Below are 20,159 nucleotides of genomic sequence, written 5' to 3' on the forward strand. Positions count from 1 at the left end.
GCCGCCGTGGTCTCCTCGTGCGCCGTCGTGGTCCGCCGAGCTCGCGAGGGAGAGAGCCCGTGACGGCGACACTCAACGACTGGACCCGTGTGTCCACTGTGGTCCACCAGGCCTGCGCCGGGCTGCCCGGCGTTTCGGCGGAAGCCGTGCTCGACGAGGTACGTCGCACCGGCTACGCCGGTATCAGCGACGACGAGCTGTCGCTGGCCCAGATCATGGCGGCGCGCACCCTGATCGAGACCGAACCGAACTATTCGCAGGTCACCGCCCGGCTCTTGCTGGACCGGATGCGCCGCGAAGCACTGAGCTTCCTGGGCGAACCGCAGGAGGCCGACCAAGAGGAAATGCGCGACCGCTACCCGGAGTATTTCGCCGACTACGTGCGCCGCGGCATCGAACTGGCCCGGCTCGACCCGGAGCTGGGCACCTTCGACGTTGCCCGACTGGGCCGCGCGCTGGTGCCCGAACGCGACCTGACCTTCGGTTTCCTCGGCCTGCAGACCCTGTACGACCGCTACTTCCTGCACCACGACGGCACCCGGTTCGAGTTGCCGCAGGCGTTTTTCATGCGGGTCGCGATGGGGCTGGCGCTGCGTGAAGACGACCGCGAGGCCAGGGCGATCGAGTTTTACCACCTGTTGTCGTCGTTTGACTTCATGTGCTCGACGCCGACCCTGTTCAATTCCGGTACGACCCGGCCGCAGTTGTCGTCCTGCTTTCTGACCACTGTGGACGACAATTTGTCCGGGATCTTCCACTCGATCAGCAACAACGCGCTGCTGTCGAAGTACGCCGGTGGGCTGGGCAACGACTGGACACCGGTGCGCGGTATCGGCGCGCACATCAACGGCACCAACGGCAAGTCCCAGGGCGTGGTGCCGTTTTTGAAGATCGCCAATGACACCGCGGTGGCGGTGAACCAGGGCGGTCGGCGCAAGGGAGCGGTGTGCGCGTATCTGGAGACCTGGCATATCGATGTCGAGGAGTTCCTTGACCTGCGCAAGAACACCGGGGACGAGCGCCGCCGCACCCACGACATGAACACCGCGAACTGGGTGCCCGACGAGTTCCTGCGCCGCGTCGAGGCCGACGAGCAGTGGACGCTGTTCTCTCCGGACGAGACCCCCGACCTGCATGACCTGTACGGCCAAGCGTTCGCCGACCGCTACCGCGCCTACGAGCAGGCCGCCGACCGAGGCGAGGTCCGGGTGTTCCGGCGGGTGCGCGCGGTGGAGCTGTGGCGGCGGATGCTGACCATGCTGTTCGAGACCGGTCACCCGTGGATCACCTTCAAGGACCCGTGCAACCTGCGCTCGCCGCAGCAGCACAGCGGGGTCGTGCACTCCTCCAACCTGTGCACCGAGATCACGCTGAACACCAGCGCCGACGAGGTCGCCGTGTGCAACCTCGGGTCGATCAACCTGGCGCGGCATGTCACCGCCGAGGGCATCGACACCGAGCGGCTGGAGCGCACCACGCGTACCGCCGTGCGGATGCTCGACAATGTGATCGACATCAACTTTTACACGATTCCCGAGGCACGTCGCTCCAACCTGCGGCACCGGCCGATCGGGCTCGGACTGATGGGCTTTGCGGATGCGCTGTTCGCCCAGCGCATCCCGGCGTCTTCGCCGGCCGCGGTCGAGTTCGCCGACCGCAGCATGGAGCAGATCAGCTACCACGCCATCGCCGCGTCCAGCCGGCTGGCGGCCGAGCGAGGCCGGTACGAGTCCTTCGACGGGTCGCTGTGGAGCCGGGGAATCCTGCCCATCGATTCGCTGGAGCTGCTCGCCGACGCCCGCGATGGTGACGTCGACCTGGACCGAACGTCCACTATGGACTGGAAGGCGTTGCGGGAGCGGGTCCGGCGGGACGGCATGCGGAACTCCAACGTGATGGCCATCGCACCGACCGCCACGATCTCCAACATCTGCGGGGTCAACCAGTCCATCGAGCCGGTCTACCGCAACCTGTACGTCAAGGCGAACATGTCCGGGGACTTCACCGTGGTCAACCCGCACCTGGTCGCGGACCTCAAGCGGGCGGGCCTCTGGGACTCCGCGATGGTCGCCGACCTGAAGTTCTTCGACGGCAGCCTGGCCGCGATCGACCGGGTTCCCGCCGAGCTCAAGGCCCTGTACGCGACGGCGTTCGAGGTCGAACCGCACTGGCTGGTCGAGGCGGCGGCGCGTCGCCAGAAGTGGATCGACCAGGCGCAGTCGCTGAACCTCTACGTGTCGCACCCCAGCGGCCGGCTACTCGACGAGCTCTACCGGCTCGCCTGGCGCAAGGGTCTCAAGACCACGTACTACCTGCGCTCCACCAGCGCGACGCACGTGGAGAAGAGCACCCTGCGCGGCACCGACGGCAAGCTCAACGCGGTCCCGACGGAGGCGGCGGTGGCCTGTTCGGTCGAGGACCCGGACTGCGAGGCCTGCCAATAACGGCGACCAGCGGCCCGAGCACCCCATCACATCTCCACAACCGCGGCGACTTTCCCTCCAGGAGCATCAACGGCATGACCTCACCGCAAACACCCTCCTCCGGCGCCGGACTCGGCGAGATCGACCGCGCCGCCGGGCGCGTCGACGTCAGCGACAAGGCGATGATCAACGCCCGCGCCGACGTCAACCAGCTGCTCCCGCTGAAGTACGGCTGGGCGTGGGAGAAGTACCTCGCGGGCTGCAACAACCACTGGATGCCCACCGAGATCTCGATGCAGGCCGACATCGCGTTGTGGAAGTCCACCGACGGCCTCAGCGACGACGAGCGTCTGCTGCTCAAGCGCAACCTCGGATTCTTCGCGACCGCGGAATCCTTGGTGGCCAATAACATTGTGCTCGCCGTCTACCGGCACATCACCAACCCGGAATGCCGCCAGTACCTGCTGCGGCAGGCGTTCGAGGAAGCCGTGCACACGCACACCTTCCAGTACATCTGTGAGAGTCTCGGCCTCGACGAGGGCGAACTTTTCAACATGTACCGGGAGATCCCGTCGATCTCCGACAAGGACGCCTGGGCCCTGCAGTACACCCAAAGCCTGGAAGATCCCGATTTCGCCACCGGCAGCACCGAGGCCGACCAGGCCTTCCTGCGCGATCTGGTCGCCTTCTATGTGATCTTCGAGGGCATGTGGTTCTACACCGGGTTCGCGCAGATCCTGGCGCTGGGCCGGCGGAACAAGATGGTCGGCATCGCCGAGCAGTACCAGTACATCCTGCGTGACGAGTCGATCCACCTGAACTTCGGCATCGACTGCATCAACCAGATCAAGATCGAGAACCCGCACCTGTGGACCCCGGAATTCCAGGCCGAGATCCGCCGCATGCTCACCGAAGCCTGCGAACTGGAGATCGCCTACGGGCGCGACACCATGCCCCGCGGCCTGCTCGGCATCAACGCCGAACTCTGCGCGCAGTACATGCACTTCATCACCAACCGGCGCTGCGCCCAGCTCGGCCTGGAACCGGTGTTCCCGGAGACCGACAACCCGTTCCCCTGGATGTCGGAAGCCATGGACCTGAAGAAGGAGAAGAACTTCTTCGAAACCCGAGTCATCGAATACCAGTCCGGCGCCTCGCTCCAGTGGGACTGACCCGCATCACGACCTGACTTCCGCGGGCGGGCGCGCACTCCCACCCCGCGCCCGCCCGCGGATCCTCCCGTCCAGGTCACGCTGTTCCTTACCCTTTGATCACGAACAGACCGCGCCTTCGGCGGCGGAGCCAACCAGTTTCGCGTACTTGCCGAGCACACCCTTGCGGAGACGCGGTGCCGGTGGCGACCAGTTCTCGCGACGCCGCAGGAGTTCCGCGTCGTCGACGAGCAGGTCCAGGGTGCGGTTGGCGAGGTCGAGCCGGATCGGGTCGCCGTCCTGCACCAGCGCGATCGGCCCACCGTCGGTCGCCTCCGGCGCCACGTGGCCGATGCACAATCCCGTGGTGCCGCCGGAGAACCTGCCGTCCGTGACCAGCAAAACGTCCTTGCCTAGGCCGGCACCTTTGATCGCCCCCGTGACGGCGAGCATCTCCCGCATGCCCGGCCCACCGCGCGGTCCCTCGTAGCGGATGATGACCACATCACCTGGCTTCAGCGTGTCGTTCTCCACCGCATCCATCGCGCCCTGCTCGCCGTCGAAAACGCGTGCCGTGCCGTCGAAACTCGCCGAGTCGAAGCCCGCGCTCTTGACCACCGCACCGTCCGGCGCCAGCGAGCCCCGCAAGATGGTGAGCCCACCGGTGGGGTGGATTGGGTTCGACAGCTGGTGCAGCACCTCACCGTCCAGCTCCGGCGGATCGAGTTCGGCTAGGTTTTCCGCAACGGTCCGACCGGTCACCGTCATGCAGTCGCCGTGCAGCAGGCCCGCGGCGAGCAGGGCCTTCATCACCACTGGTACGCCGCCGATCCGGTCCACCGCGGGCATCACGTACCGGCCGAACGGCTTGACGTCGGCCAGGTGCGGCACTCTGTCGCCGATCCGATTGAAGTCGTCCAGCCTCAGGTCGACCTCGGCCTCCCGCGCGATGGCTAGCAGGTGCAGCACCGCATTCGTTGACCCACCGAAAGCCATCGTGACGGCGATCGCGTTCTCGAACGCCTCCTTGGTCAGGATCTGGCGAGCGGTCAGCTGCCGCGCCAGCATGCCGACCACCGCCCGGCCCGCTTCGCGGGCACCCGCATCGCGCCGCCGATCCACGGACGGCGGGCTTGCCGACCCCGGCACCGACATCCCCAGCGCCTCGGCCGCGCAGGCCATGGTGTTCGCGGTGTACATCCCGCCGCAGGCACCCTCCCCGGGGCAGATCGCACGCTCGATGCGGTCCACCTCGGCGCGCGTGATCAGGCCGCGTGCGCAGGCCCCGACCGCTTCGAAGGCATCGATGATGGTGACTTCGCGGTCATCCACGCGCCCCGGCAAGATCGAACCGGCGTAGACGAACACCGAGGCCAGGTCGAGTCGGGCCGCCGCCATCAGCATGCCCGGCAGGCTCTTGTCGCAACCCGCCAGCAACACCGAGCCGTCCATCCGTTCGGCCTCCATCACGGTCTCGACGGAGTCGGCGATGATCTCCCGGGACACCAGGGAGTAGTGCATGCCAACGTGGCCCATCGAGATGCCGTCGGAGACCGAGATGGTGCCGAACTCCATCGGGTAGCCGCCGGCCGCGTGCACGCCTTCCTTCGCGGCTTGCGCCAGGCGCTGCAAGGAGAGGTTGCACGGGGTGATCTCGTTCCAGGAGGAAGCCACGCCGATTTGCGGCTTCGCGAAGTCGTCGTCTTGCATGCCGACGGCGCGCAGCATCCCGCGCGCCGCGGCCCTTTCCATTCCTTCGGTGACCTCGCTACTACGAGGCTTCAGCGTGCGCTGGTCAATGGTGAGCTTGGCATCGTCCACACCCCGACTGTAGGGCGCGTCACACCTGCGCCGCTTGCCGAGCGGCGGCTCCACAACGTTGCAGGCGCAATACGAAAAGGGTCCCTTTCCTTCCGCAATCGGAAGAAAAGGGACCCTTCTCTTAGTTGTGTGTCGGCGGTGTCTTACTCTCCCACACCCTGTCGAGTGCAGTACCATCAGCGCTGGGGAGCTTAGCTACCGGGTTCGGAATGGGACCGGGCGGACCCTCCCCGCCATCGCCACCGACAACCCACACCCCACCACCACAAGCAGCGGGAAAACTCGGGTGCCAGAATCAATGACACAAAACCATCTTCGATTACCAAGTGTCTGATTGTTGTCTCAGACACCGTATAGTGGGTGCGTAGCAATCTTTGTGAACAAGTCCTCGGCCTATCAGCACCAGTCAGCTCCACACGTTACCGCGCTTCCACACCTGGCCTGTCAACCCGATCATCTCTCGGGGGCCTTAACCCACAAAGGGGTGGGAGACCTCATCTAGGAACAGGCTTCCCGCTTAGATGCTTTCAGCGGTTATCCCTCCCGCACATAGCCAACCAGCCACGCCCTTGGCAGAACGACTGGCACACCAGAGGTACGTCCGTCCCGGTCCTCTCGTACTAGGGACAGCCTTCCGCAAGTCTCCTACGCGCGCGGCGGATAGGGACCGAACTGTCTCACGACGTTCTAAACCCAGCTCGCGTGCCGCTTTAATGGGCGAACAGCCCAACCCTTGGGACCAACTCCAGCCCCAGGATGCGACGAGCCGACATCGAGGTGCCAAACCATGCCGTCGATATGGACTCTTGGGCAAGATCAGCCTGTTATCCCCGGGGTACCTTTTATCCGTTGAGCGACACCGCTTCCACCAGCCAGTGCCGGATCACTAGTCCCTGCTTTCGCACCTGCTCGACCCGTCAGTCTCACAGTCAAGCTCCCTTATACACTTACACTCAACACCTGATTGCCAACCAGGCTGAGGGAACCTTTGGGCGCCTCCGTTACCCTTTAGGAGGCAACCGCCCCAGTTAAACTACCCACCAGGCACTGTCCCCGATCCGGATCACGGACCCGAGTTAGATGCCCGGAACGACCAGAGTGGTATTTCACCAACGACTCCACCACAACTAGCGTCATGGCTTCACAGTCTCCCACCTATCCTACACAAGCCGAACCAAACACCAATACCAAGCTATAGTAAAGGTCCCGGGGTCTTTCCGTCCTGCCGCGCGAAACGAGCATCTTTACTCGTACTGCAATTTCACCGGGCCTGTGGTCGAGACAGCGGAGAAGTCGTTACGCCATTCGTGCAGGTCGGAACTTACCCGACAAGGAATTTCGCTACCTTAGGATGGTTATAGTTACCACCGCCGTTTACTGGCGCTTAAATTCTCCGCTACACCCTTACAGGTTCACGGGTCCTCTTAACGTTCCAGCACCGGGCAGGCGTCAGTCCATATACATCGCCTTACGGCTTCGCATGGACCTGTGTTTTTAGTAAACAGTCGCTTCTCCCTGGCCTCTGCGACCACCACCAGCTCCCACCGCAAGGGCGTTCACCAGCAGCGGCCCCCCTTCTCCCAAAGTTACGGGGGCAATTTGCCGAATTCCTTAACCACAGTTCACCCGACCGCCTCGGTATACTCTACCTGACCACCTGTGTCGGTTTCGGGTACGGGCCGTGAAGACACTCGCTAGAGGCTTTTCTCGACAGCATGGGATCACTCACTTCACCACCACGGCTACGCATCACCCCTCACCCCTCATGGCATGCGGATTTACCTACACACCGGGCTACAGGCTTACACCAGTACAACCACTCACTGGCAGAGCTACCCTCCTGCGTCACCCCATCACTTAACTACTACCCCATCAGGCCCCATGCCAGCATGCACATCACCCAAAGGATCAACACACACCAGGATGGTTAGTATCAAAGGATTCGCTATGGACGCATCAACACGGGTACGGGAATATCAACCCGTTATCCATCGACTACGCCTGTCGGCCTCGCCTTAGGCCCCGACTCACCCTGGGCGGACGAACCTTCCCCAGGAACCCTTAGTCATCCGGCGGCAGAGATTCTCACTCTGCACTCGCTACTCATGCCTGCATTCTCACTCCCACACACTCCACACCTGGCTCACGCCGGCGCTTCACCGCATGCAGGACGCTCCCCTACCCAACCATATGTCACCACACAGTTGGCATGGCTTCGGCGGTGCGCTTCAGCCCCGCTACATTGTCGGCGCAGGACCACTTGACCAGTGAGCTATTACGCACTCTTTCAAGGATGGCTGCTTCTAAGCCAACCTCCTGGTTGTCTCAGCGATCCCACATCCTTTCCCACTAAGCGCACACTTAGGGGCCTTAGCCGATGCTCTGGGCTGTTTCCCTCTCGACGACGAAGCTTCTCCCCCGCCGTCTCACTGCCACGCTCAACTCAGGCGTATTCGGAGTTTGGCTGATCTCAGTAACCCGCGAAGGCCCATCAACCAACCAGTGCTCTACCCCACCCAAGCAACCACGCAACGCTGCACCTAAATGCATTTCGGGGAGAACCAGCTATCACGGAGTTTGATTGGCCTTTCACCCCTACCCACAACTCATCCCCCAGGTTTTCAACCCTGGTGGGTTCGGGCCTCCACACGGTCTTACCCGCGCTTCACCCTGGCCATGGGTAGATCACCCCGCTTCGGGTCTACACCACGCGACTAAAACGCCCTCTTCAGACTCGCTTTCGCTCCGGCTACCCCACACACAGGTTAACCTCGCCACGCAGCAGTAACTCGCAGGCTCATTCTTCAAAAGGCACGCCATCACCCGAAGGCTCTGACGGTTTGCAGGCACACGGTTTCAGGAACTCTTTCACTCCCCTCCCGGGGTACTTTTCACCATTCCCTCACGGTACTATCCACTATCGGTCACCAGGGGGTATTTAGGCTTAGCGAGTGGTCCCGCCAGATTCACAACACCCTCCACGAAAGCGCTGCTACTCGGGAACACCACCACACGCGCCATGCAGATTTTCGCCTACGGGACTCTCACCCACTACGGCCGGCTATCCCAAACCATTCGACTAACCCACACAACAACGCTGAAGACTCGGTAGCGTCTTCCAGCAGCGTCCCACAACCCCGCACACGCAACCCCTACCAGGTATCCCACGCGCACGGTTTAGCCTCCTCCGCTTTCGCTCGCCACTACTCACGGAATCACCAGTGTTTTCTCTTCCTACGGGTACTAAGATGTTTCACTTCCCCGCGTTCCCCCCAACACCCTATACATTCAGGCATTGGTAACCCGACATCACCCGGGCTGGGTTACCCCATTCGGACACCCTCGGATCACAGCTCGGTTGACAACTCCCCGAGGACTATCGCAGTCTCCCACGTCCTTCATCGGCCCCTGGTACCAAGGCATCCACCATGTGCCCTACACAACTTGGCCACAAAGATGCTCGCACCCACTATACAGTTCTCAAACAACAACCAAACACACAAGAAAACACACACAATGTGCTCCCTCAGACACCCAACAGCGAACTGTCTTGTTGACGTTAGTGTGTTCCACAATCCATCGAGCACCCACAGCGGAAAACATTCGCTTCCAAACCATGGACACTCCCAACCCCACAGGAGTCAGAGTGTTATTGCTCCTTAGAAAGGAGGTGATCCAGCCGCACCTTCCGGTACGGCTACCTTGTTACGACTTCGTCCCAATCGCCAGTCCCACCTTCGACCACTCCCCCCACAAAGGTTAGGCCATGGGCTTCGGGTGTTACCGACTTTCATGACGTGACGGGCGGTGTGTACAAGGCCCGGGAACGTATTCACCGCAGCACTGCTGATCTGCGATTACTAGCGACTCCGACTTCACGGGGTCGAGTTGCAGACCCCGATCCGAACTGAGACCGGCTTTAAGGGATTCGCTCCACCTCACGATATCGCCACCCTCTGTACCAGCCATTGTAGCATGTGTGAAGCCCTGGGCATAAGGGGCATGATGACTTGACGTCATCCCCACCTTCCTCCGAGTTGACCCCGGCAGTCCCCCACGAGTCCCCGGCATAACCCGCTGGCAACATAGGGCAAGGGTTGCGCTCGTTGCGGGACTTAACCCAACATCTCACGACACGAGCTGACGACAGCCATGCACCACCTGTACACCAACCACAAGGGAAACCCCATCTCTGAGGCCATCTAGTGCATGTCAAACCCAGGTAAGGTTCTTCGCGTTGCATCGAATTAATCCACATGCTCCGCCGCTTGTGCGGGCCCCCGTCAATTCCTTTGAGTTTTAGCCTTGCGGCCGTACTCCCCAGGCGGGGCGCTTAATGCGTTAGCTACGGCACGGAAACAGTGGAACCCATCCCCACACCTAGCGCCCAACGTTTACGGCGTGGACTACCAGGGTATCTAATCCTGTTCGCTCCCCACGCTTTCGCTCCTCAGCGTCAGTATCGGCCCAGAGACCCGCCTTCGCCACCGGTGTTCCTCCTGATATCTGCGCATTTCACCGCTACACCAGGAATTCCAGTCTCCCCTACCGAACTCAAGTCTGCCCGTATCGACCGCAAGCCCACAGTTAAGCTGCAGGTTTTCACGGCCGACGCGACAAACCGCCTACGAGCTCTTTACGCCCAATAAATCCGGACAACGCTCGCACCCTACGTATTACCGCGGCTGCTGGCACGTAGTTAGCCGGTGCTTCTTCTACACCTACCGTCACCCGAAGGCTTCGTCGATGTCGAAAGAGGTTTACAACCCGAAGGCCGTCATCCCCCACGCGGCGTTGCTGCGTCAGGCTTTCGCCCATTGCGCAAGATTCCCCACTGCTGCCTCCCGTAGGAGTCTGGGCCGTGTCTCAGTCCCAGTGTGGCCGGTCACCCTCTCAGGCCGGCTACCCGTCGTCGCCTTGGTAGGCCATCACCCCACCAACAAGCTGATAGGCCGCGGGCTCATCCTGCACCGCCGGAACTTTCCACACCAGACCATGCGATCCAATGTCATATCCGGTATTAGACCCCGTTTCCAAGGCTTATCCCAGAGTGCAGGGCAGATTACCCACGTGTTACTCACCCGTTCGCCACTCATCCACACCCGAAAGTGCTTCAGCGTTCGACTTGCATGTGTTAAGCACGCCGCCAGCGTTCGTCCTGAGCCAGGATCAAACTCTCCAACAATGCCTGTTGAAACAATCCCAGCAGACACTCAAACCCACAAAAGGCGAGCGCCATACTCAAAGAAACCACCAACCACACAACCATGTGGTCGGGGGCATAAAAGAACACTAACCAAAACAGTCCGCTGTTGAGTTCTCAAAGAACACACCCACACCATCACCCAGACCCCCATTCCAGGGACCCGCAGCTCCGGGGAGCATTTCCTTTCGCGCTTTCGTGTTTCCCACTGTAGACCATCGCGATTTCCACTGTCAAACCGGGGGGGCTCACTTTCCGTTCCCACCCGAATTCGTCACCGAACCGGAAACCACCGATGTCTTCAGTTATCAACACGGGTAAGCGTTTCGCTTTATCAAGTCCTAGCCTTTTCGGGCTCACCCACCCTAACACTCACTTGTGAAAGTGTGGTTCGCGACCCCGCGTCAGCCCCGGCCCGGTTTTCCCGGCCCGTGTCGCGCTGACCTGGATAAATTTACACACCCCCGAAACACCCCCGAACACCACCCCCCCTTAAACCACAAAACACCAGTTCAGAGGGGATCTTGAAGCGTCTTCCGGGGAATGGCGCCGCGACCACGGCTCGCCGCCCCGATCGAGGGGGCACGTTCGTGTGGTCCTGCTTCGCCACCAAGATTCATCCGGAGTGCGCAGGTAGCCTCCGGGGCGACCGGCAGGTCGTCCGGCGGAACGGGGGTTGCAGTGGACTCGACACCGATCTATACCGAGCTGCGAAAGACTCTGATGGACCCGGAAGACCGGAACTGGGGTCCCAGCGCCCCGCCCGAGTTCGCCGCCGCCCTGGCGGAGAGGGCCGAAGGGACGAAGCTAGAGCCGACGAAGTCCTCGCGCCCCAAGCCCGGCCAGCGCGGCCGTGCCCGCCGGCACCGCGCTGCAGACTGAACTGAACCCCGCCGCACCCAGCTCCTCCAACGGACTCGGTGCTGGTTCGTATTCCTCAGCGGAGAGCGTCCGCTCGCACTGGCGCACCGAGGCCCACACCGGCACCGCCTGGAACCATTGCATGTACCCGCGCTGCGAGTCGCCGCGTGCTTACCCGTGATGGCCCCGGCAAGACGATCTCGCCCAATTGTCGTAGCGCAGCAGTTTAGGTTGATCGAGCAGCACGATCCCGTTGTCCCGCACCAGGATCGGCACTCAGGGGCGGGAAAGCCCTCAAAGGAATTGTCGGACTCGCCAGGGCGCAGTTTTGGTCATCCGGAAGTTGTCGTCCGGCACTGTCGGGTACCGAACCGCTTCGGCGAACCGGAACGGACGACGTTGCTCCGTATGCGTGATCATTTGCGGCATCAACCGGAAAACAATGACGGTGTTACACGGCCGAGGCGACGGCCGCGGGGACAAGACCGCTGTCTACCGGAAACGCGTTCGGAACGCGAGCGAACCCGAGGGGCCGCCAATCGGGAAAATATCACGCGTTCGGCGCAGGCTCGGCGTCGAACAATGCGGCGGAGCCGCCTTCAGTCGACGGCGGAGGAGAACTGGGGCATCGAGACCGCCGGGACGCGCGCGGCGTCCTGCTTCTGCTCCTCGGCAGGGGAAGTGTCGAACAGCGTCTCCTCGGCGGGTTCAGGCTGTTTGACCGATTCCGGCTCGGGCCGGTCGGCGGCCTTCTTGCTGAGGTGCTCGCGGGTGCGCTGCGCGGCGCCCCGGATCTGCTCGGTGAGCTGCTTGTTGGCCTGCCGGGCCTGTTCCTCTGCACGCTCTTGCTGGCGGGTGCTGCGCGCCGGCTCCGGCTTCGGGGCGCGCGCCGCCTTGACGTAGCGATCGAGGACGGCCCGCAGCTGTTGAGCATGCGCGTCGTTCAGATCGATTTCATACGTCGCGCCATCCAGCGCGAAGGTGACGGTGTGGTTGGCTGGCGACCCGTCGATGTCATCGACGAGTTCGACCTGAATCCGCTCGGCCATGATCACCTGTCTCGGGAACGTGCCCCGCCTCGATCCGCGACACTTGCAGGTAAGACTACTGCGAGCCCTCGCCACGTTCTAGCACGCGGCACCGCCGTTGTCTCGTGCTCAACCATAGAACAGCTCGGCGACCGGCCGATAACCGCCGGGTGGGTTACGTGTCTCCCCGCCCCGCTGACCATCGGGGCCGCCAACGGACTGTAACCGATGCGGGCCAATCCAAGAAAGTAATCCAGCGCACATCGCAGAACTTTCCGGCGGCGGGTGGAACATTCTTACGACGATCGTTTATTGTTCGCTCGCTCTTCGCCGCACCGGCCGTGCGGAGAACAACGGGAATCGAGCCGGAATCGAGGGTTACCGTGGCGCAGAAAGTCACTGTCCAGCTCGTCGACGACGTCGACGGCACACCAGCCGACAGCACCGTCGAGTTCGCCTTGGACGGGGTGAACTACACAATTGACCTGTCCGCCGAAAATGCGGCCAAACTCCGGGACTCGCTGGCGTCTTTCGTGGCCAGCGCGCGGAAGACCGGTGGCCGCAAGCGCGCCGCCAGCAAGCCCGGCAAGGCCTCGGCGACGCCGACCGCTGCCGACCGCGAACGCAACCAGGCCATTCGGGAATGGGCCCGGAATCAGGGGATGCAGGTTTCCGATCGGGGCCGCATTCCGGCCGAGGTCGTCGAGGCTTACGACAACGCTGAGTGATTGCGCGGCACGGGCGGCCGGTTCGAACTGGCGGCAAATCCGGCCGCCCGTGAAACTCGCGCAATGACTCCTCGTAGCGGCCGCGAACAAGCGGTAATTGACGCGGTGTATCTCTTATCTGGTCGCCACGAAGTCGATGATTTCCTGGCGGGTGGGCATCGAGCTGCTGGCGCCGTTGCGCTGCACGGACACCGCCGCGCCGGCGGAGGCGAGCCGAAGTGCCTCGGGCACCTCGGCGCCCTCGCCGAGTGCCGTGCTGAGGACGCCCACGAAGGTGTCGCCCGCGGCCGTCGTGTCCACGGCGTCGACGGGGAAGCTGGGCACCTCCACGCGGGCGCCGTCGCGGTTGCCGTACAGCGAGCCGCGAGCACCGAGGGTGATCACCACCTCGGGAACCAGTTGGAGTAGCGCGGCCAGCGCGCGGCGCGGGTCGGCGTCGCCCGCCAGGATCGCCGCCTCGTGTTCGTTGGGCACCAACAGATCCACATTTGAAAGGATGTCCGCAGACAGCGGCACCGCCGGCGCCGGAGTGAGCACCACCCGCACTCCATTGCGACGTCCCGCCGCCGCGGCCGCAGCCACCCCGGAGAACGGAATCTCCAGCTGCAGCAGCAAACTCCGCGCTCCGGCGATCAAGTCCTCATCGCCTTCGACAAGTCCGTCCACCGTTGCGTTGGCGCCCGGCACCACGACGATGGAGTTCCCGCCCTCGGCGTCTACGACGATGTGCGCCGTCCCGCTGCGTCTCGGCACCACCCGCAATCCCGAAACGTCCACAGTAGACTTCTGCAGGGTTTCGCGGATCTGGGTGCCGAAGGGATCCTCGCCGACCGCCCCGATCATCCGCACTGCCGCGCCCGCCTTGGCCGCAGCGATCGCCTGGTTGGCGCCCTTGCCGCCGGGCACCGTGTGGAACTCCCGCCCCGGCACAGTCTCGCCCTGCTTGGGCGCGGTCTCGACGTAGGCGACCAGGTCCATGTTGCAGCTGCCGAATACGGCCACAGTCGTTGTCACGTGGTTCATCATGGCCGATGAGGGGGGCCCGAGAGCTTGACGGGTCCTGGCCTGTCGGACGACGTACGATGCCGACCAACCGTCGAGGAGAGGGCGAGACGCGGTGGACTATGCGGTGACAGCGGAGCTCGAACCGCCGACCAAGGTAGTGGAGCTCGACGCGCTGCAGCAGGAAGGGATCGCGGCCGTGCTGGACCGCCACCTCGCGCTGGTGGAAGGGGTCTCCGGCCCGGGGGACGCCGACATCGACGTCCTGGACTACCGCATCACGGTGCACCTGACCGGCGCCAACGTGGTGCTCGCGCTCGACGCGCCATCGCTGCTGGCCGCCGAGGACGCCGCCGCCTCAGTGCTCGACGAGCTGATCGGCGAGACCGAGGTGCTCAGTGGCTGGTCGGTGGCGCACTCGGAGGTGCGGATCACCGAGGACGAGTTCAACCAGCGGCTGGCCGCAGCCGGCGAGGTGAGCGCGGACGATGCCCTGGAAGCCGCGGTCGAGGAAGCATTGGAGACCTCGGCGGAACCCGCGATGGACGTCGAGCACTGGCGGGCCCGGCTGACCGACCTGGCGCCGCAGCTACGGGCGTTCGAGGCGAGCGCCTTCGGCGCCGAGCAGGACGATCAAGTCGTGTGCGCCGGGGCGCTGATCCACGCGGTGCGGGTGGTCACCGACGAGATCTTCTACGACGAGCTGGCGCTGGCGGTGAACAACGCGACGGTCGCCGACGCGGTCGGGCTGCTGGTGCTGGAGGAGCTTCCGCCGTGCTATGACCACCGCTACGACGCGTTCTTCGCCCGCGCGTTCGTGCTGTCCGCGGCGGCGGTCGCGGTTCGGTTGACCGAGTCGACCTGGACGCCGCCGCGCACGGTGGCGGAGGCGCTCGCGTTGCGGCTGGTCATCAACGAGGCGCGAGTGGTGCTGGAGGCTGCCGAGTTGATGACCTGGGAGGCCAGCGAGTCGGTGTTCGCCGGGTTCGCCGGGCGGGCCTTCGGCGGCGTCGACCACGACGAGCTTTACGAGGTGGACCTGCCGCTGGCTGGCGAGGCCGAGCCGGAGGTGGCGGAGCAGGTGACCAAGCTCGAGACCGAGCTGCGCGCGCGGGGCCTGGCCTTCGACCAGTGGTTCACCCCCCGCGACGGGAACCCCGCGCGCCACCCCTACCTCGGCTCGCTGTAGGCGATGATTTCAAGGGAAATCACCGCGCTGATTTCCCTTGAAATCGCCCATTAATCCTGATTACGGACGGAGTACGGGGGGACGGTGCAGCCGATGAGGCTGGCTTCGTCGATCGTCTGCGGCCGGTAGGCGGACTTGGAGAAAGCCTCCAGCATCACGTTGGTCGGGTCGTCGATCTGCTCGACCCGACCGAACAGGAACGCCCACTCGTGCTCATCGGAGCCGAAGTAGGCGACCGTGTCGAACACCGACCGGAACCGGTTGTAGGCGCGGATCAGCGTCTCGTTGCGCCACACGGTCGGGCAGCCCGCCTGGAAGGCGACCACGCCACCGGCCGCGAGCACCGCCTGGCAGCGCTGGATGAACTCCAAGCCGTACAGCCGGTTGTGCTGGCCATCGGCGTCGTCGGGCCGCTCGTCGGGCAGGTCGACGACCACGATGTCGTAGCCCTCCGGCGGCGCATGGTCGAGGAAGCCCCAGCCGTCGGCGTAGTGCAGCTTGATCGGCCCGTCACCCTGCTCGACGCGGGCGAGTTCCTCGGTGCTGTAGCCGTACGGCAGGTGCTCGGCACAGACGCGCACGCACTGCTCGTCGATGTCGACGTGGTCGACCCGGCTGGCGCCGGCGGCCACGGACATCTGGCTGGCCACGCCCTCGCTGGAGCCGATGATCAGCACCCGCTCGACCCGCTCGGCGAGCAGGAACGCCGGCACCATCATCGCCTCGTGGTAGACCAACTGGGAGAACTCGGTGCTCTGCCGGTCGTCGTCGCAGAACAGCGAGACGCCCTGCCCGGTGCGGGCGATGACCACGTGCTGGTAGGCGGTGTCGCCCTCCCACAGCACCTCGTCAACCCGCCACAGGCGCTGCAGGTCCTCGCCCATCGGTTCCTTGATCCACCGGTGCCCGTCGAGTTCGATCAACGGTGCTCCTCCTTGATTCGCGTTGCCCGGTAGGGCATGTTCTTCGAGCGGCATAGCCGCTCAACGCCACGCGCGCAAGATGACCACCCGCGTTCCGCCGAATGGACACCCACGCACAACGAGCTACCGACAGTCTTCGGCAAGGTCACGAGACCAGTTCGGCGTAGTCCCGGCCGCGGTGAATGGTCTGGACGTGCTCCGACGCCGGCTTCAGCGCCTCGGCGAGCAGCTGCACCGCGCGCTCCGGCTGGGCGGTGTGTCCGCAGGTGAAGACATCGATGAAGATCGAGCCGTCCTCCGGGTAAGTGTGCAGCGAAGCGTGGGACTCCGACAGCAACGCCAACACGGTGACACCTTGCGGCTCGAACCGCTTGGCGATCATCTGGCACACGGTGGCGTGCGACTGGCTCAACGCGTTGTGCAAGGTCTCCCGCAGGAACTGCTCGTCATCTAGCAGTTCCGGATCAACGCCCTCCAGCTCGGCGAGGACATGCTGGCCGGTGAACAACCCAACCGGCGGCGTCCCGGTGTCAACGGACATCTATCGACCTCCCATCAATTCGCAGAAATTCCAGTGCGGAAAGCACTGTCGGTGTCGGCTTGCAGGCCGAGGCGATCACGACCGTTGGTCGCCATCGACGCAGTATGTGGGCAGCGGATTGAATCCGTTGAAACCCACGGATGAATAGCTGGCGGTGTACGCACCGGCGCTGAGCAGGTCGACCCAGTCGCCGCCGCGCAGCGTTCGCGGCAGCTCGTACCGGGTGCGCTGATAGAGCACGTCGTCGCCGTCGCAGGTCGGCCCGGCGAGCACGACCGGGCCGAGCGGGTCGCCGTCGCGCGAGGTGCGCAGCCGGTAGGTGATGGCCTCACCTTCCGTCTCGGCCAGCCCGTTGTAGCGGCCGATGTCCAGGTAGACCCAGCTGCGTTCACCGTCGCACGAGTCGCTTACGAGCACGACCTCGCTGCGCAGCACGCCCGCGTCGCCGACGATGAAGCGCCCCGGCTCGATGAGCAGTTCCGGCCGCCGGGCACCGAAGTTGTGGTCCAGCGATTCCTCAATGCGGCGCACGTAGTCGGCCAGCGGCGGTGCGGATTCCGTGTAGCCGGCGGGCAATCCGCCGCCCAGGTTCACCATCCGCAGTGGCACTCCGTGCGCGGCGCAGTCCTCGAAAACCCGCCGTGCGGCGCCGATTCCGTGCTCCCATGCGCCGGGTTCCAGCTGCTGCGATCCAATGTGGAACGACACGCCGTAGGCGTCGAGGCCGAGCTCCCGCGCACGCCGCAGCAGTGGGGCGGCCGTCTCCGGCGGGCAACCGAACTTGCGGCCGAATGGGGTGCGGGATCCCTTGTTGTCCACCAGGACCCGGCAGAACACCTGCGAGCCCGGCGCGACCTCGGCGATGTTGGTCAGGTCCGCGGCGCTGTCGGTGACGAACAGCCGGACGCCCTGCTCGTAGGCGCGGGCGATGTCCCGGCGCTTCTTGATGGTATTGCCGTAGGAGATCGACTCCGGCGCGGCGCCCTTGGCCAGGCACAGGTCGATCTCGCCGGGGCTGGCGACGTCGAAGGAGGCTCCCAGGCCGACGAGTTCACCGACCACTTCGGGAGTGGGATTGGCCTTGACCGCGTAGCAGATCCGGGCGTCCGGTAGGGCGGTTCGCAACTGCCGGTAGCGGTTGCGAACCTGCGCCAGATCCATGACCAGGCAGGGAGTTTCGGGACGCTGCCGGTCGAGGAACTGCAGAATCGGGTCCGGCGCGGCGGATCCGGCTTGCTGCGCGGTGCCGCTCGGGCGGTCCGTCACACCGGTGGTGGCGGACAGATCGGTCAATCCCGGTACCTCCGTCTCGGGTGGTGGGGGTGGGGTTCCCTGGGGAGTTCCCAAAACGGGCGGGCCCCTTTAGCGCGTAACCGCGACCAAGCACAGTACCGCGCCTGCTTGCAGATTTCGAACTGTGCCCACCGCTTACCCCGGACAGCGGGGCCGATTGTGAGCACACCCACGAACGTGCGGGCCCCTTGTCGCGTTGCGTGATCGACTTCCAACATCGCGTATTCGGCACCGCGCAACGGGCCACCGGGTTCCGATGCCGGGGAATCGGCCTGGCACAGGTGGACGTATCGCCTGGTCAGCACGCGCGAGTGCGCCGGCGATCGGCAGTACCAGGGCGGCTGGCCTGGAAAAACGCGCCGGAGCGATTCGCTTGCCCAGTTCGTGACGGCGGCGCTAGTCGGCGGGTTCGCGGTCGAGTTCCAGGGCGAGGTAGAAGTCCACTCGGGACGGGAACTCGGTGAGATTGCGCCCGGTGATCTCCTCGATCCGCCCGATCCGGTAGCGCAGCGTGTTGACGTGCACGTGGAGTCGCTTCGCACAGCGCGACCACGAGCCCGAGCAGTCGAGGAAAACACGCAGAGTGCGCACCAGATCCGAGTTGTGCGCCGAGTCGTAGGCGATCAGCTCGGCGAGCAGCCGCTGCCGGTAGGAACGGCGCAGCTCGTCCGGCGTCGAAGCGAGCAGCACCTCGTGCGAGGCCAGCTCCGTCGCCGTGACGACCTCTGCGCGCCCCCGGCGGCGCTGCGCGAGCCGTCGCGCGTATCCAGCCTCCTCAAGCGCTCCCCGCAGCGCGGTTGCCGGGCTGACGTCGCTGACGCCGACCGCCAGCCGCCGCTCACCGAGGCCCGGTTCAGTTTCGGCGACCAGGCGGCGCAGCCGAACGTCCAGCTCCGCCAGGTGGGCTTTGTCGTCGACGAACAAAGCCGTGGCTCCGTCGCCGAGCGGCGCGGTGACCGAGGCCATGCCGGTGGCCGCGGCGATCTCGCGCAGCAGCGTCGTCGATTCGGCCGGGTCGCCGATACTGAGCGCGACCGCCCGCAGCGGCTCGTTGGTCGGCAGCCCGGCGGTCTCCAGCCGGGCCGCGACCTCGGCCGGGGTCGAGGTGCCGTCTAGCAGCCGCCGCAGCGCGGCCTCCACCGACCGGCCCGCGATCCGGCGGGCCTCGTCGACTCGCGCCCGCACCAACGCCACGACGGTGCCCAAATCCGTGGCGATGGCCTCTTTCTCCTCGTCCCAGCCGGCCAGATCGCCCCGCGCCAACACGAACCAGCCCGCGACATGCGGCACGGTGTCGGCCTCCACCGGCCACAGCAGATATGCGTCGGGCTGTTCGGGCGGCAAGGCGCGCGGCAGTCGGCCGGTCGCGAACTCGCGCAGCGCCGCGCAGCGGATCGGGTCCGGTAGCTCGGCGGTACCGCCGACGATCCACCCTGCTGCGGAGAGCACCCAGCAGTCCGTGCCGAGCTCGTCGGCGGCCATCCGCAGCACCCGGTCCAGGTCGGCACCGGAGGCGACGGCCGAGACCAGCTCCCGACGCGGCGCGGACCGGCGCTGGATGCGGTCGGCGAGGGTGTTGAAGCTGACCGCCAGCGGCACCTCGAAGGCCGGCAGGCGGTGCCGGCGGCATGCCTCGACGAGGTCGGGCGGTGTGTGGCCGAGCCGCGCCGTGCCCGCGGCCAGGCCCACCACCCCGGCGGCGGCCAGCGCGGTGACGAACCTCTCCGAGTCGCCGGGGTCGTTGCGCCACATCAGGCCGCTGAGCACCAGCTCGCCGCCGTGCAGGTAGCGCCGGGGATCGAGCAGGTCGGTGATGTAGACGCCGCGGACCGGCCGGTCCATCTGCTCCGCGCCGTTGAGCAGCACCAATCCGAGCTCCGGATCGGAAAGGAGATCGCCTAGCAGCACCCGCGCACCTCAGAGCCTCTGCCCGCGCTCCGCCGCGAAGCCCGGGAGCCTGCATCTCGTCGGTCGCAGCCGCCGACCGCGACCTCCG

At 64.9% G+C, this 20,159-nt stretch carries 12 protein-coding genes and 3 rRNA genes; 4 read left to right on the forward strand and 11 right to left on the reverse strand.

Annotated features, from left to right (window positions below; all coding sequences use genetic code 11):
• Positions 1 to 59 precede the first annotated feature (59 nt).
• Positions 60 to 2,444, forward strand: a complete 2,385-nt coding sequence (locus BJ970_RS03535) for a ribonucleoside-diphosphate reductase subunit alpha (RefSeq protein ID WP_312864090.1) — start codon at positions 60 to 62, stop codon at positions 2,442 to 2,444.
• Positions 2,445 to 2,518: 74 nt separating this feature from the next.
• Positions 2,519 to 3,595 carry a ribonucleotide-diphosphate reductase subunit beta gene (locus BJ970_RS03540; RefSeq protein WP_184723668.1) on the forward strand — a complete coding sequence of 359 codons (1,077 nt, stop codon included), beginning with the start codon at positions 2,519 to 2,521 and terminating at the stop codon, positions 3,593 to 3,595.
• A 99-nt stretch (positions 3,596 to 3,694) separates the two neighbouring features.
• Here the strand turns inward: BJ970_RS03540 and ilvD are convergent, their stop codons facing one another.
• The 6 genes from ilvD to BJ970_RS03570 form a co-directional block, all read right to left on the reverse strand.
• Entirely contained in the window at positions 3,695 to 5,395 is a 1,701-nt protein-coding gene (ilvD, locus tag BJ970_RS03545; RefSeq protein ID WP_312864091.1) for a dihydroxy-acid dehydratase, read from the reverse strand.
• 130 nt (positions 5,396 to 5,525) lie between these two features.
• Positions 5,526 to 5,642, reverse strand: a 5S ribosomal RNA gene (rrf, locus tag BJ970_RS03550).
• 129 nt (positions 5,643 to 5,771) lie between these two features.
• A 23S ribosomal RNA gene (locus tag BJ970_RS03555) occupies positions 5,772 to 8,845 on the reverse strand.
• A 213-nt stretch (positions 8,846 to 9,058) separates the two neighbouring features.
• Positions 9,059 to 10,580, reverse strand: a 16S ribosomal RNA gene (locus tag BJ970_RS03560).
• The 16S, 23S and 5S rRNA genes sit together here, the layout of an rRNA operon.
• An 825-nt stretch (positions 10,581 to 11,405) precedes the next feature.
• Entirely contained in the window at positions 11,406 to 11,603 is a 198-nt protein-coding gene (locus BJ970_RS03565; protein ID WP_184723671.1) for a hypothetical protein, read from the reverse strand.
• Positions 11,604 to 12,058: 455 nt separating this feature from the next.
• On the reverse strand, positions 12,059 to 12,508 hold the full coding sequence (locus BJ970_RS03570) for a histone-like nucleoid-structuring protein Lsr2 (protein ID WP_184723674.1): 450 nt from the start codon (positions 12,506 to 12,508) through the stop codon (positions 12,059 to 12,061).
• Positions 12,509 to 12,870: 362 nt separating this feature from the next.
• Here BJ970_RS03570 and BJ970_RS03575 point away from each other — a divergent pair, with 362 nt between their 5' ends.
• A complete protein-coding gene (locus BJ970_RS03575) occupies positions 12,871 to 13,215 on the forward strand; it encodes a histone-like nucleoid-structuring protein Lsr2 (protein ID WP_184723677.1) in 345 nt (114 codons plus the stop codon).
• Positions 13,216 to 13,329: 114 nt separating this feature from the next.
• Here the strand turns inward: BJ970_RS03575 and rbsK are convergent, their stop codons facing one another.
• Positions 13,330 to 14,229, reverse strand: coding sequence for a ribokinase (rbsK, locus tag BJ970_RS03580; RefSeq protein WP_312864092.1), 900 nt, complete (start codon positions 14,227 to 14,229; stop codon positions 13,330 to 13,332).
• Between the two features lie 103 nt (positions 14,230 to 14,332).
• On the opposite strand from rbsK, the gene BJ970_RS03585 reads away from it, so the two are divergent.
• Positions 14,333 to 15,406: a hypothetical protein gene (locus BJ970_RS03585; RefSeq protein ID WP_184723680.1), complete on the forward strand. Its 1,074-nt coding sequence runs from the start codon at positions 14,333 to 14,335 to the stop codon at positions 15,404 to 15,406.
• A 50-nt stretch (positions 15,407 to 15,456) separates the two neighbouring features.
• On the opposite strand, the gene BJ970_RS03590 is transcribed toward BJ970_RS03585, so the two are convergent.
• The 4 genes from BJ970_RS03590 to BJ970_RS03605 form a co-directional block, all read right to left on the reverse strand.
• Complete coding sequence (locus BJ970_RS03590) at positions 15,457 to 16,329, reverse strand: spermidine synthase (RefSeq protein ID WP_184723683.1); 873 nt, start codon at positions 16,327 to 16,329, stop codon at positions 15,457 to 15,459.
• 145 nt (positions 16,330 to 16,474) lie between these two features.
• Positions 16,475 to 16,870, reverse strand: a complete 396-nt coding sequence (gene speD, locus BJ970_RS03595; protein WP_184723686.1) for an adenosylmethionine decarboxylase — start codon at positions 16,868 to 16,870, stop codon at positions 16,475 to 16,477.
• A gap of 75 nt (positions 16,871 to 16,945) precedes the next feature.
• Positions 16,946 to 18,163, reverse strand: coding sequence for a type III PLP-dependent enzyme (locus tag BJ970_RS03600; protein WP_184723689.1), 1,218 nt, complete (start codon positions 18,161 to 18,163; stop codon positions 16,946 to 16,948).
• Between the two features lie 396 nt (positions 18,164 to 18,559).
• The gene (locus BJ970_RS03605; RefSeq protein WP_184723691.1) at positions 18,560 to 20,071 is read right to left on the reverse strand and encodes a PucR family transcriptional regulator; all 1,512 of its coding nucleotides are present in this window, start codon (positions 20,069 to 20,071) and stop codon (positions 18,560 to 18,562) included.
• Positions 20,072 to 20,159: the final 88 nt, after the last annotated feature.

It is taken from the genome of Saccharopolyspora phatthalungensis, from assembly GCF_014203395.1.
GTDB classification, from domain to species: Bacteria; Actinomycetota; Actinomycetes; order Mycobacteriales; family Pseudonocardiaceae; genus Saccharopolyspora; species Saccharopolyspora phatthalungensis.